Below are 12,644 nucleotides of genomic sequence, written 5' to 3'. Positions count from 1 at the left end.
ATCGGCCCCTAAACCCGCATGTCCCGGGTTTCACAGAGGTTTCACGGGATCGACGGTCAACTCATATGTACGTCGTATCGTCGCGTCCCATACGCTGCCAGGGCAATGGACTACTGCGCAGCATGCCGACGGCACATCAACGGCGCCCTTTCTTGCCCGGGGTGCGGAACGCCCGCTCACCAACTCGGTGCGCACGGGCCTGCCGACGCGCCCGTGCAGGAGCCCGGGACCGACGGGGGCGAGACCGCCGCACCACCCGAGGGCGGTCGTGCGGAACGCCGCAAGGCCGAGGGGCGGGGCTCCGCGGAGAGCTCCTCGCGCCGTTCCGGCAGCCGGGCCCGCACCCGCCGCGTCCGTACCCGCCGCCGCTCGCGGCTGCTGGTCGGCACCCTGGTGGGCGCCGCGATCGTGCTCGTCGGCTGGAGCGTGGCGGAACTCCCGCTCGCCGGCTACGTGACGGGTGCGAGTTCGGCCGCCTCGGACGACACGCGGACCGACGGCGCCTCCCCGAGCCCGACCTCCTCGCCCGGGGGCGACACCTCCGGGGACCCGGCGGCACCCGCCTCCGACGCCCCGGCGTCCGAGAGCGCGAGCGCCTCCGCGTCGCCCAGCGCCTCGGAGAGCGACAAGGAGTCGCCGTCCCCCTCGGCCTCGGCCTCCGCCTCGGTCAGCCACCCGCCCGCCGGCTCCGGGACCAAGCCCCCCGCCGGCGGGGGGCCCACCACCTCGGCGCCGCAGAACTCGAGCCCGGCGTCCGCGCCCCCCACGCACACGCCGAAGCCGACGCCCTCCTGCACCCGGTTCCTGTGGTGGTGCACCTGACGGGCACCGGGCCCGTCCTCCCCGGCTCGTCCACCGACCCGCTCCGACCCGCTCCCTCCTGCGGCCCCACCGGCCGTCGCCGCGGTGTGCGACGGGACACGCCCATGCCGATTTATTTGACTTCCTCAAACATCCAGGCTCATGGTTAGTTAAGAACCTAAAGCTTTGGAGGCGTTCCCCCATGCCGAAGAGCCGTGAATGGCACCTGGTCGCCCGCCCGCACGGGTGGCCGAAGCCCGAGGACTTCGCGCTGCGCGAGACCGAGGTCCCCGAGCCCGGACCCGGTGAGATCCTCGTGCGCAACCTCTTCGTGTCGGTCGACCCCTACATGCGGGGCCGTATGAACGACGCGAAGTCGTACGCGGAGCCGTACCGGCTGGACAAGCCGATGCACGGCGGCGCGGTCGGCCGGGTCGTCGCCTCGGGCGCGGAGGGCTTCGCCCCCGGCGACCACGTGCTGCACTTCCTCGGCTGGCGTGAGTACGCCCTGGTCAACGCGGAGACCGCGGTCAAGGTCGACCCCGACCTCGCCCCGCTGAGCACCTACCTGGGCGTGCTCGGGATGACCGGTCTCACCGCCTACGCGGGCCTGTTGCGCGTCGCCGGCCTCAAGGAGGGCGACGCGGTCTTCGTCTCCGGCGCGGCGGGCGCGGTCGGCAGTCAGGTCGGCCAGATCGCCAAGCTCAAGGGTGCCTCCCGGGTGATCGGCAGCGCCGGTTCGGACGAGAAGGTCAAGCTCCTCGTCGAGGAGTACGGCTTCGACGCCGCCTTCAACTACAAGGACGGCCCCGTGGCCGAGCAGTTGGCGGCGGCCGCGCCCGACGGCATCGACGTCTACTTCGACAACGTGGGCGGCGAGCACCTCGAGGCGGCCATCGGCGCCCTCAACCTGCGTGGCCGGGTGGCCGTCTGCGGCATGATCGCCCTCTACAACGCGACCGAGCCCGCCCCCGGCCCCCGCAACCTGTCCCGGCTCATCCAGAACCGGCTGCGCATCGAGGGCTTCCTCGTCGGCGACCACTACGACCTGCAGCCGCAGTTCGTCCAGGAGGTCGGCGGCTGGATCCGCGAGGGCAGGCTGCGCTACCGCGAGACCGTCGTCGACGGGATCGAGAACAACCTGGAGGCCTTCCTCGGCGTCCTGCGCGGCGACAACACCGGGAAGATGCTGGTGCGTCTGCCCGAGTAGCAGCGGGCGGCATACGGGGACGAGGGGCGTGCCCGGGCGGGTGCGCCCCTCATTCGCCGCCGGGTTCCCCGCCGTCGCGGGCCGGGTCGAGCAGGGCGACGAAGCGCCGGAAGAGCGCCGGCATGTCCACCTCGCCGGGGTCGTGCAGCCACTGCAGCTGCAGACCGTCCATGACGGCCACGAGCAACGCGGCGGCCTGCTCGGGCGTGAGGCCGCCGGGCAGCGTCCCGCCGTACTCGGCGCGCAGCGAGTCGGCGGCCCAGCGGCGCACCCGCGTGTAGCGGTCCCTGAAGTACTCCCGCGCGGGATGGTCCTCGGTGACGCTGTCGCCGGCGAGCACGCTGAAGACCTGGACGACGCCCGGCCGGGTGGCGTTGTACTCGACCAGGTTGGCCACCATCTCCATCGGCCAGGCCGTGCCGTGCAGCGCCGCCGAGGCCATGTCCCACCGGTCGCGGACCTCGAGCACCGCGACGAGCAGGGCCTCCTTGGTCGGGAAGTAGTGGAGCAGTCCCTGCTGCGTGAGCCCGACCCGCTCCGCGACGGCGGCCAGCGAAGCCCCCCGGTAGCCGCGTTCTGCGATCACTTCGAGGGCGGCCCGGATGATCTCCGCCTTGCGGTCCTCGTTGCGGACCGCGCGGCCGAGTCCCCGGCCGCGGTCGTTGGCCGTCACAGGCGTGAGCCTAGCCCGGTGCCGGGTACGGGGCTGAAAGTAACGAAAAGGTGACGACACCTACCGATCAACAGGGCACGGGTCGGAGGATGGCGACCAGTCAGGCAGGCAGGCGACGGGTTGTCACGTCCTCACGAAGGAGTCCACCCCATGAGCGACACCTCCGGAACCCCGCTCGACGACGCGGTCGAACGCGCGCTGGGCAAGCTCGACCTCGACGCGAAGGCACGGCTGCTGGCCGGGCAGGACATGTGGTCGCTGCCGGCGCTGCCCGAGATCGGACTGGGCTCGCTGGTCATGTCGGACGGGCCCATCGGGGTGCGCGGCGTGCGCTGGACCGCGGACGACCCCTCGATCGCGCTGCCCAGCCCCACGGCGCTCGCCGCCACCTGGGACCCCGCCCTCGCCCGCCGCACCGGGCGGCTGCTCGCCCAGGAGGCCCGCCGCAAGGGCGTGCACGTCCTGCTCGCGCCGACCGTCAACCTGCACCGTTCGCCGCTGGGCGGACGGCACTTCGAGGCGTACTCCGAGGATCCGTACCTCACCGGTGAGATCGGCACCGGCTACGTCGCGGGCGTCCAGGACGGCGGGGTCGGCACGACCGTCAAGCACTTCGTCGCCAACGACGCCGAGACCGAGCGCTTCACCGTCGACAACGTCATCGGCGAGCGCGCCCTGCGCGAGCTCTACCTCGCGCCCTTCGAGGCCATCGTCAGGAACGCCCGGCCCTGGGGCGTCATGGCCGCCTACAACTCCGTCAACGGCACCACGATGACCGAGCACCACCGGTTGCAGAACGAGGTGCTGCGCGAGGAGTGGGGCTTCGACGGCTTCGTCGTCTCCGACTGGGCGGCCGCCCGGGACACCGCCGCCGCCCTCGCCGGCGGCCTCGACGTGGCCATGCCGGGACCGCGCACCGTCTACGGGCAGGCACTGGCCCGCGCGGTGCGCGAGGGCCGCGTCGAGGAGTCCGCCGTGGACACGGCGGTACGCAACGTGCTGCGGCTCGCCGCCCGGGTGGGCCTGCTGGCGGACACCCCCGCGGCGGTGCCCGCCGACCGGATCCCCGCCGCGATCGACGGCCCCGCGCTCGCCCGGGAGATCGCCCGCCGCTCCTTCGTCCTGGTGCGCAACGAGCCGCGCGGCGGGCGGCCCGTCCTGCCGGTCGACCCCGCCGCGGTGCGCGGGATCGCGCTCATCGGCGCGGCCGCGCGTGACGCCCGGGTGCTCGGCGGCGGGTCCGCGCAGGTCTTCCCCGCCCATGTGGTCGCGCCGCTGGACGGCCTGCGCGCGGCGCTGCCGGAGGGCGCCCCCTTGGCCTACGCCGTGGGTGCCGACCCCAACGAGGAACTCGCGCCCGCCGGGCCCGGCTTCGCGCTGCGCGCGGTCTGCCGGGACGCCGCGGGCGAGGTCCTCGGCACCTGCACGCTGCCCGGGGGCCACGTGCAGTGGATGGGCGGCGACCTGCCCGACGGAGTGACCCACGACGCCCTGCACTCCGTCGAGGTGACCGGCACCTTCACCCCCCGCGAGAGCGGCGCCCACCACTTCGGCACCCGGGGGCTGGGCGGCTTCCGGCTCGTCGTGGACGGCGCGCCGGTCTACGAAGGGACCCAGGCCGCCGGCCCCGAGTCCGGCCCCTTCGAGGGGATGTTCGGCGCGCCCGTCGAACGCGGCCGGGTCGGACTGACCGCCGGGGTGCCCGTCGAGGTCTCACTGACCCACGTCCTGCCCCGGGACGGCAGGGGACCGGTCCGGGCGGTGGTCTTCTCGCTCGTCCACGGCGAACCGCAGCGGGACGGGGACGAGTTGATCGCGGAGGCGGTCGCGGCGGCGCGGGCGGCGGAAGTGGCGGTGGTCGTGGTCGCGACCACCGAGCGGGTCGAGAGCGAGGGCTTCGACCGCGCGGACCTGCGGCTGCCGGGCCGTCAGGACGAACTCGTGCACGCGGTGGCCGCGGTGAACCCCCGGACGGTGGTCGTGGTGAACGCCGGCTCGCCGGTGGAGATGCCGTGGCGCGAGGAGGTCGCCGCGGTGCTGATCGGGTGGTTCCCCGGGCAGGAGGCCGGCGCGGCGCTCGCCGACGTCCTCCTCGGCGCCGCCGAGCCCGGCGGCCGGCTGCCCACCACCTGGCCGGCCCGGCTGGCCGACGCCCCGGTCGGCGAGGTCGTGCCCCGGGACGGGGTCCTGCGCTACGACGAGGGCGTCTTCATCGGCTACCGCGCCTGGGAGCGGGCCGGGGCGGAGCCCGCGTACCCGTTCGGGCACGGGCTCGGCTACACCGACTGGGCCTACGAGGACGCCTCCTTCGCACCGGCGGAGGGGCCGGACGCGGACGGCGGGCGAGGCCCCCTGGGGACGCTCACCGTACGGCTGCGCAACACCGGTGACCGGCCCGGGCGGGAGGTCGTCCAGGTCTACCTGGCGGCGCCCGCGGGCGAGGACCCGGCGGGCGGGCGCCCGGCCCGCGTCCTGGCCGGATTCCTCCCGGTCGAGCTTCCGGCGGGCGCCGTGACGGAGGCCCGGATCGCGCTGCCCCGCCGTGCCGCGCAGATCTGGGACCCCTCGGAGGGTGACTGGCGCACTCTTGCGGGTACGTACACCGCCGAGGTCGCGCGCAGCGTCGCCGACCGCCGTCTCACGGTGCCGGTGGCCGTGGGCGGCTGACCCACCACCCCGGGGAGGTCCCTGACACCCTCCCCGGGGTGCGGGGTCGTCGTCGCCCGGCCCGGGGACGCCCGCCGTGTGATGACGGATCGTCAGGCTCCGTTCCGGGCACGGTCCCCCGGCCGGCCCCCGCCCGATTGCGGGCCGCCTCCCGTGACGTGACGCTCGTGCCAACCGCACCCCACTCCGGGCGTCCACCCGAGGAGCAGCGATGACGGCACGTACGCGCACCCGTCCGGTCCTGGCCGGCGTGGCACTCGTCCTGGCCGGCGCGTCCGCGCTGCTGACCGGCTCCGCGCGGGCCGGCGAACCGCCCGCGCCCGCCGTCGCCGGCTGCACGGTGAACGGCCGGACGGTCACCGGGGGCGTCGTCACCGGTACCGAGGGTTTCGACGAGATCGACTGCCCGGGCGGCGTCCCCGCGGGCGTCGTGGTCGCCGGGGGCGGCGGCGTCGACGTCATCACGGTCCACGGCGGCAACGCGGGGACCGTCGACGGCGGCGGCGGGGCCGACATGATCGAGATCAACGGCGAGAACAGCGGCCGGGTCACCGGCGGCGACGGCGACGACCTCGTCGACCTGATCGGCGACGCCGGGGCCAACTCCGGCACCGTGGGCGGCGGACCGGGCGACGACGTGCTCTTCCTGAAGGCCGAGGACATCGCCGGCACCGGTGTCGTCACCGGCGACACGGGCTCCGACGTCTGCCTCTTCGACCCGGACCCCTCGGGCCCCCGCGACTGCGAGGTCATGGTCTGAGCCCCACCGGCCGCGCGCGGTTCGCATACCCTGTCGCGCATGCGAGATCTTGCCAACGGGATACGGCTCTTCGTGGACGGCCAGCGCTGGGTGCTCCGGCACGGCCGCTGGTTCGGCTTCGGGCTGCTGCCGGCGCTGATCACCCTCGTCGGCTACGTGGCGGCACTGGTCGTCCTCGCCTTCTGGGCCGACGACGCGACCGCCTGGGCCACGCCCTTCGCCGACGACTGGGACTCGCCCTGGCGCGGCCTGTTCCGCGGGCTGCTCACCGCGGTCGCCTTCGGCGGCGGCCTGCTGCTGGCGGTGATCTCCTTCACCGCGGTGACGCTCCTGGTCGGCCAGCCCTTCTACGAGTCCCTCGCCGAGCGGGTCGACGTCACCGAGGGCGGCGCGCCGGACGCACCCGACGTCCCGCTGTGGCGGGAGCTGCTGCAGTCCGCCCGGGACAGCCTGCGGGTGCTGGTCCGGGTCGCCGTCTGGGGCGTCCTGCTGTTCGCCGCCGGCTTCATCCCCTTCGTCGGCCAGACCGTCGTCCCCGCGATCGGCTTCTGCGTCTCCGGGTACTTCCTCGCCCTCGAACTCAGTGGCGTGGCCTTCCAGCGGCGCGAGGTCCCGTTGCGGATGCGGATGCGGATGCTGCGCGGGCGGATGGCGCTCACGCTGGGCTTCGGTGTGCCGTTGATCCTGTGCTTCCTGGTGCCGTTGGTGTCCGTCCTGCTCATGCCAGGTGCGGTGGCGGGTGCGACGCTTCTGGTGCGTGCGTTGATGCAGCCGCAGGAGGTGCCCGAGCCGCGGCCGGAGCCGGGTGCGCCCGCGGGGCGGCTGGACTTCCGCAAGCCGTAGCCGCCGGGGGCGATCCGGAGGGAACCGTTCCGCACCTGCCGCGTGACTTATCTCCTGAGGACGAGCACGCGAGGGGGAGGCGCGCCATGGCGCAGCGCACCAACCAGTACGACGACAATCCGCAGAGCTACCGCACCTACTGGGAAGGCCGCGGCTACGAACACGACGCCGAGGTGGCCGCGTTGCGGCGGCTGCTCGAAGGGCGGCACTTCGGCCACGCGGCGGACGTCGGCGGCGGCTTCGGCCGGCTCGTGCCGGTGCTGCGGGAGTTCGCCGACCGGGTCACGCTGGTGGACGCCAGCCGCAAGCAGCTGGACGACGCGGAGGAGTTCCTCAAGGGGCTCGCCGGGGTGAGCATGCGGCTGATGAGCGCGGGGGGCCTCGGCCTGCACTCCGCGAGCGTCGACCTGGTCACCATGATCCGCGTCATGCACCACCTGCCCGACCCGGGGGCCGCGCTGAACGAGATCGCCCGGGTGCTGCGGCCGGGCGGCACCGCCGTCGTCGAGACCGCCAACCTCGCGCACGCCGCCAACCGGCTGCGCTACGCGGCGCACCGCCGGCGGGTGCCGCGGTCACCGGTGGACATCCGCTCGGCGGAGAACCGCGAGCGCGACAGCATCCCGTTCGTCAACCACCACCCGCGCACGGTCGCCGCGCAGCTGGAGGCCGCGGGGCTGCGCGTGGAGCGCCGGCTGTCGGTGTCCAACCTGCGCAGCGCGCGGCTCAAGCGGGTGGTCCCGCACGCGACGCTGGTACGGGCCGAGGGGGCGCTGCAGTCCCCGCTGGCCCGCGTGGGGTTCGGGCCGAGCATCTTCTTCCTCGCCCGCAAGCCGGCGTAGCGCCCGGGACCCCTGGCGGAGCGCTGCCCCGGTGCGCCATGCTCCGGGCGGCCGACCCGTACCCGACCGCCCGGAGGTTCCCCGCGATGCGCCTGCCGCTCCGCCCTGCCGTGCCCGCCGACGTGCCGCCGCCCACGGCGGAGGAACTGCGCCTGGAGCGGGCCGCGCCGCGGGAGATCCTGCGCCGCGGCGGCTTCGACACCGCGGCCCCGCGGTTCGCCCGGGCCCTGGCGGAGGCCCGCGACCCGGCCTCGGCCGCCCGGAGCGTGCGGCGGCACGGGCGCGCCCTGTGGCGGGCCGCGGTGGACCGGGCCCAGGGGCGCGGGGCGGTGGGCGGCGACCTGAGCCACGACGACGACCGGCCGCTGTACTGGGCCCGGCTCGCCCTCGGCGCGGAACTGCGGCGGTGGCAACCGGGGTTCGCGCTGCCCGCCGCCGGCCGCGCCGCGCTGGCGGCCCGGCTGGAGCGCGCCTCGCGCGGACAGGACGCCGTCCGGCCGCCCCTGGCCGAGGGCGTGCGGCGCATCCTGCTGACCGGCTTCGACCCCTTCCGGCTGGACACCGACATACGCTGCAGCAATCCCTCCGGGGCCGCGGCGCTCGCCCTGGACGGCGTCACCCTCGCGACCGCCGCGGGTCCCGCCCGCGTCGAGACCGTCGTCTTCCCGGTGCGCTGGGGCGACTTCGCCGACGGCACGGTCGAACGCGTCCTGCGCCCCCGCTTCCGGCCCGGCCCGCGCCGGGTCGACCTGTTCGCCACCGTCAGCCAGGGCCGGGACGGACGCTTCGACCTCGAACGCTTCAACGGCGCATGGCGCGGCGGCCACCCCGACAACACCGGCCTGTCCGTCACCGGCCCGGTCCCGGTCCCGGTCCCGGTGGCCGTCGCCGACCGGCAGCCGCAGTGGACGGCGTCCACGCTCCCGTACGCGGCGCTCGCCGCCGCCGGTACCGGCCCCTTCCCGGTGTTCGACCGCACCACCGTCACCGAGGTCCCCGCCGGGGCGACCGACCCCGTCACCCGTGACGGCGGTCCGACCTCCGGCTCCGCGGCGCGCGCCGGGGGCGGCGGCGACTACCTCTCCAACGAGATCGCCTACCGGGCCACCCTGCTGCGGGACAGTCTCGCGCTGCCCGCCCCGGGAGGCCATGTCCACACCCCGGTGCTGCACTTCGGCCCCGGCAACACCGACCCGGCCACCGGCACGGTCACCGACCCCGCCTTCGTCGCCCAGCGGCTCGCGGTCACCGCCCAGATCCGTGCCCTCCTCGTCGCGGCCGTCGGCACGCTCGGCTGAGAGAAACACGCCGCGATTCTCATGCGGCCCTTTCCTGTGATCGCCCGCACGTCCTTTCCCGCGCATTTAACGGGTGGCCGCCGGTGGCGGGTGAGAATTCCTCATCCGTTGCCTGAGGGGAGGTGAAAGAACAGGTGGGAGGCGTCCCGGCGATCACTTCAAGGAATTTGCGCGCATCATTCCCGCTCCTAATATGTGGGTGTCCGGAATTCCGGACGACCGGAATTTACCCCCATTCGAACGGGAGTTGAACCCATGCGCGCGTTCTCCGTCAAGGCGGTCGCCGTCACCACCCTCGCCGCCACCGCGCTCGCCACCGGCGCCGCCACCGCCTCCGCCGCGGAACACGACCGCGACCACGTCTCCGGAACGTCCCAACGGGGCAAGGGTGTCGCCGTCTCGCTCGCCGACCACCGGGGCGGCAGCCTCGCGGTGTCCGTGGACGCCACCGGCGCCAGGGCCGCCACGCACACCTGGACCCTGTACGTGGACGGCCGGAAGGTCGCCGCCAAGTCCTACAAGGACAGGGACCGGACACGGACCTGGGTGCTCAACCACGTCCCGGCCGGGGACGTGAGGCTCGTCGCGCCGGCTGCCGCGGGCCGGATCACCACCGTCGCCGTGGGCCTGCGCGGGCAGGGGAGGCGGTGACTGAACGGAAGCCCCGCCCGGCCCGTATGAGACCGGGGACGGCCGCAAGATAGCCGAACCGCGCGCCACTTGTCCCGTAAACGCCCCACATGCACCAGATGTGAGGAATGTGCGACAAGGTGGTGCAGGCAAGGGGAAGCGGGCCGCCGCGGCGTGGCCCCCGTGATCGAGGGAGGTTCTGCCGTGACCGTCGCAGTCGGCGTCACCGGTAATGCCACCGAGTTGTTCCGCGCCAACACCGCGCACAGTCCCTCGTACTTCGCGCTGCGCCGCGCCGCCGGCGGCCTGTCGTCCTCCGACGCAGGACACGACATCGTCGACTTCTGCATCCCGTGCAACCCGTACTTCCCGAGCCCGGCCATGTACGACCGGCTCCAGGAGTCGATGCGGGACATCCTCACCTACTACCCGAGCAGCACGGACGTCATCACCAACGAGCTGTGCTCGCTGCTCGGCCTCAACCCGCAGACCGTGGCCATGGGCAACGGCTCCACCGAGCTGATCACCTGGATCGACCACCTGCTGGTCCGCGAGAGCCTGGCCATCCCCATACCCACCTTCGGCCGCTGGACCGACCAGCCCATGGAGACCGGCAAGCGCGTCGACATGTTCCTCCTCCCGGAGGCCGCCGGATTCGCCCTCGATCCTGCGGCCTTCGTCTCGTTCGTCCGCGCGCGGGGTTCCCGTACGGCCGTGATCTGCAACCCCAACAACCCCGACGGCGGCTTCCTCCCCAAGCACGCCGTCGTCGCGCTCATGGACGCCCTGTCCGACCTCGACCTCGTCGTGATCGACGAGTCCTTCCTCGACTTCACCGACGCCGAGGCCTGGCCGAGCGTGGCCAACGAGGCCGTCCTGCGGCCCAACGTGATCGTCCTGCGCAGCCTCGGCAAGAACTTCGGCCTGCACGGCATCCGCTTCGGCTACCTCGTCGCCAACCCCGCGCTGGCCGGGAAGGTCCGCCGCATGCTGCCGAAGTGGAACCTCAACTCCTTCGCGGAGGCAGTGGTCTTCATGCTCAAGGACCACCGCGAGGAGTACGCGCAGAGCCTGCGCCTGGTCTCCCGCGACCGGCAGGAGATGACCTGGCAGCTCGCGGCCCTGCCGGGGCTGACCGTCTACCCGTCCCAGGGCAACTTCGTCTTCGTCAAGCTCCCCGACGGCGTCGACGGCGCCGTGCTGCGCGACCGGCTGCTGGCCGAGCACGGGGTGCTGGTCCGCGAGTGCGGCAACAAGCTGGGCAGCAGCAGCCGTTTCATGCGGCTCGTGGTCCGGCCGCAGGCCGACGTCCAGCGGCTGCTGACCGGGCTGAGCACGGTGCTGTACGGCAGCACCTGGTACGCGGCGCCCGCGCCCACACCCGCGGCCGCCGCGCCCGTCCAGGAGCAGCCCCCGCAGCCCGCTCCGCAGCAGCTGCCGCAGATCCAGCCCGCGCCGCCCGTACAGCCCGCCATGCCGCCGGTGCAGCCGCTCCCGCAGATCCAGCAGGCCCCGCCGCCCCAGCCGATGTACGAGCAGCCCATGGGGCCGCCGCCGATGCCGCCGCAGCCGGTCTACGAGTTCAGGCCCGAGCCGCAGCCTCAGCCGCAGCCGGTCTACGAGTTCAGGCCCGAGCCGCAGCCTCAGCCGCAGCCGGTCTACGAGTTCAGGCCCGAGCCGCAGCAGCAGTCGCAGCAGCAGCCTCAGACGCAGCCCCAGCCGCGCCCCCAGGCGCCCGCTCCGGACATGTACCCCGCGCTGACCGCCGAGGTCCCGCCGGCCTTCGCGTCGGCGCCGCCCGGCACCCCGCGGCCGGCGCTGTACTGGCAGGACGCCTCCTGACGCACCGCGCCCGCGCGGGCCGGTCGCTCACCGGCCGGCGCGGGCGCGGGGTCACCTGGCCGCCCGGAACGAGCGGCTGTCCAGGGTCTTCCACTCCCCGCACGAGCTCTGCTTGCCCTGGCCCTCGCGGATGACGCAGTGCGTCTCGACCACCCGGCCGTCCCGGGTGATCGCCTTGACCCACACCCCGGAGCCGACGGAGGTCACCGTGGCGCCGCAGACGCCCCGCGGGTAGCCGCGGTTGCCGCTGAGGGAGTGCCAGACGAAGGGCCCGCGGGGAAGGGTGCGGCCGCCGATGAAGACCCGGCCCTCGAACACCGCGACGGAGATCTCCTGGTCGCCCTTGCGGAGGGTGGAGTCGATGCTGACGCAGGATCCGTCACGTCCGTCGCGGCCTTCACGGCCGTCGCCCCGGTCGTCCCGGCGCTCGTCGGCGCGCTCGTCGTCGCCCTCCTCCCGGCCGTTGTCGCCCCGGTCGGTCTCCCGGCCGCCGCGCTGGTCACCGCGGTCCCCGTCGTCCCCGCCGTCCTCGCGACCGCCCTCGTCACGGGCCTCCTCGTCGCGGCCGCCGTCCTCGCCCTCCTCCTCGTCGTCGTCCGCGGCGACGCTCCGCGTGCCGGGCGGCCGCGGGTCGTCCACGGCCGCCGTCGTGCCGGCCGCGGTGGTCACGGCGCCGGGGGTCGTGGCGAGCACGGGCGCCGACACCGCGGCCGCGGCGACGGCGAGCGGCACGACCACACCGGTCAGCCGTCCGTACCGCCGGGACCTGCGCGGCGAAGGCGGCCTGCCGTCAGGACTCATGGGGGACTCCTCGTCGAGTGCGAAAGCGCGGGGTTCGATCGACGGGATGCGTACCCGTCTGCGCGCGGACTCTCCGCCGGAGTCATTCCGGTGGCCCAGAACATCCCCGTACGGCCGACGGGGGTTCACCCGGTCCCGGTCCCGAAGTCGACAGGCGGGGGGGGGGGGGCCGCCCGCCCGGGGCCCCCCCCCCCCCCGCCGGGGGGGGGGGCGGGGGGGCCGCCGCCCCGGCGCGCCCCACGGCGCGCGGGGGGGGGGGGGCCGCCCCCCCAACACC

The 12,644-nt window shown here is 74.4% G+C and carries 11 protein-coding genes; 9 read left to right on the top strand and 2 right to left on the bottom strand.

Going from position 1 to position 12,644, the window contains the following annotated elements:
- Window positions 1-18: 18 nt before the first annotated feature.
- Entirely contained in the window at window positions 19-822 is an 804-nt protein-coding gene (locus tag ACFV3E_RS36520) for an SCO2400 family protein (protein ID WP_500539232.1), read from the top strand.
- A gap of 181 nt (window positions 823-1,003) precedes the next feature.
- Window positions 1,004-2,011 carry an NADP-dependent oxidoreductase gene (locus ACFV3E_RS36515; protein ID WP_500539230.1) on the top strand — a complete coding sequence of 336 codons (1,008 nt, stop codon included), beginning with the start codon at window positions 1,004-1,006 and terminating at the stop codon, window positions 2,009-2,011.
- A 49-nt stretch (window positions 2,012-2,060) separates the two neighbouring features.
- Here the strand turns inward: ACFV3E_RS36515 and ACFV3E_RS36510 are convergent, their stop codons facing one another.
- Window positions 2,061-2,684, bottom strand: a complete 624-nt coding sequence (locus tag ACFV3E_RS36510; RefSeq protein WP_500539228.1) for a TetR/AcrR family transcriptional regulator — start codon at window positions 2,682-2,684, stop codon at window positions 2,061-2,063.
- Between the two features lie 150 nt (window positions 2,685-2,834).
- Here ACFV3E_RS36510 and ACFV3E_RS36505 point away from each other — a divergent pair, with 150 nt between their 5' ends.
- From ACFV3E_RS36505 to ACFV3E_RS36475, 7 genes are all read left to right on the top strand, one after another.
- The gene (locus ACFV3E_RS36505; RefSeq protein WP_500539226.1) at window positions 2,835-5,351 is read left to right on the top strand and encodes a glycoside hydrolase family 3 protein; all 2,517 of its coding nucleotides are present in this window, start codon (window positions 2,835-2,837) and stop codon (window positions 5,349-5,351) included.
- A 211-nt stretch (window positions 5,352-5,562) separates the two neighbouring features.
- Entirely contained in the window at window positions 5,563-6,111 is a 549-nt protein-coding gene (locus tag ACFV3E_RS36500; protein ID WP_500539224.1) for a hypothetical protein, read from the top strand.
- 39 nt (window positions 6,112-6,150) lie between these two features.
- A complete protein-coding gene (locus ACFV3E_RS36495; RefSeq protein WP_500539222.1) occupies window positions 6,151-6,954 on the top strand; it encodes an EI24 domain-containing protein in 804 nt (267 codons plus the stop codon).
- Window positions 6,955-7,040: 86 nt separating this feature from the next.
- A complete protein-coding gene (locus ACFV3E_RS36490; protein WP_500539220.1) occupies window positions 7,041-7,796 on the top strand; it encodes a class I SAM-dependent methyltransferase in 756 nt (251 codons plus the stop codon).
- A gap of 86 nt (window positions 7,797-7,882) precedes the next feature.
- Window positions 7,883-9,094 (top strand): PA0049 C-terminal domain-containing protein, encoded by a 1,212-nt coding sequence (locus ACFV3E_RS36485; RefSeq protein WP_500539218.1) that lies wholly within the window; start codon window positions 7,883-7,885, stop codon window positions 9,092-9,094.
- Between the two features lie 255 nt (window positions 9,095-9,349).
- Window positions 9,350-9,745 carry a hypothetical protein gene (locus ACFV3E_RS36480; RefSeq protein WP_500539216.1) on the top strand — a complete coding sequence of 132 codons (396 nt, stop codon included), beginning with the start codon at window positions 9,350-9,352 and terminating at the stop codon, window positions 9,743-9,745.
- Window positions 9,746-9,928: 183 nt separating this feature from the next.
- Complete coding sequence (locus tag ACFV3E_RS36475; protein ID WP_500539214.1) at window positions 9,929-11,566, top strand: pyridoxal phosphate-dependent aminotransferase; 1,638 nt, start codon at window positions 9,929-9,931, stop codon at window positions 11,564-11,566.
- Between the two features lie 51 nt (window positions 11,567-11,617).
- Here ACFV3E_RS36475 and ACFV3E_RS36470 read toward each other — a convergent pair whose 3' ends face one another.
- Window positions 11,618-12,367 (bottom strand): hypothetical protein, encoded by a 750-nt coding sequence (locus tag ACFV3E_RS36470; protein WP_500539212.1) that lies wholly within the window; start codon window positions 12,365-12,367, stop codon window positions 11,618-11,620.
- Window positions 12,368-12,644: the final 277 nt, after the last annotated feature.

The organism is Streptomyces sp. NPDC059718, from assembly GCF_042733315.1.
Taxonomy (GTDB): Bacteria; Actinomycetota; Actinomycetes; order Streptomycetales; family Streptomycetaceae; genus Actinacidiphila.
Note: the sequence above shows the minus strand (reverse complement) of the source record. Positions and strands in the feature narration are given on the sequence as shown.

Excerpts from the sequence above, each read along its gene's own strand:
- ACFV3E_RS36500 (WP_500539224.1), top strand. The coding sequence starts at position 5,563 with ATGACGGCACGTACGCGCACCCGTCCGGTCCTGGCCGGCGTGGCACTC.
- ACFV3E_RS36490 (WP_500539220.1), top strand. The coding sequence starts at position 7,041 with ATGGCGCAGCGCACCAACCAGTACGACGACAATCCGCAGAGCTACCGC.
- ACFV3E_RS36470 (WP_500539212.1), bottom strand. The coding sequence starts at position 12,367 with ATGAGTCCTGACGGCAGGCCGCCTTCGCCGCGCAGGTCCCGGCGGTAC.
- ACFV3E_RS36480 (WP_500539216.1), top strand. The coding sequence starts at position 9,350 with ATGCGCGCGTTCTCCGTCAAGGCGGTCGCCGTCACCACCCTCGCCGCC.
- ACFV3E_RS36520 (WP_500539232.1), top strand. The coding sequence starts at position 19 with ATGTCCCGGGTTTCACAGAGGTTTCACGGGATCGACGGTCAACTCATA.
- ACFV3E_RS36515 (WP_500539230.1), top strand. The coding sequence starts at position 1,004 with ATGCCGAAGAGCCGTGAATGGCACCTGGTCGCCCGCCCGCACGGGTGG.
- ACFV3E_RS36505 (WP_500539226.1), top strand. The coding sequence starts at position 2,835 with ATGAGCGACACCTCCGGAACCCCGCTCGACGACGCGGTCGAACGCGCG.
- ACFV3E_RS36485 (WP_500539218.1), top strand. The coding sequence starts at position 7,883 with ATGCGCCTGCCGCTCCGCCCTGCCGTGCCCGCCGACGTGCCGCCGCCC.
- ACFV3E_RS36495 (WP_500539222.1), top strand. The coding sequence starts at position 6,151 with ATGCGAGATCTTGCCAACGGGATACGGCTCTTCGTGGACGGCCAGCGC.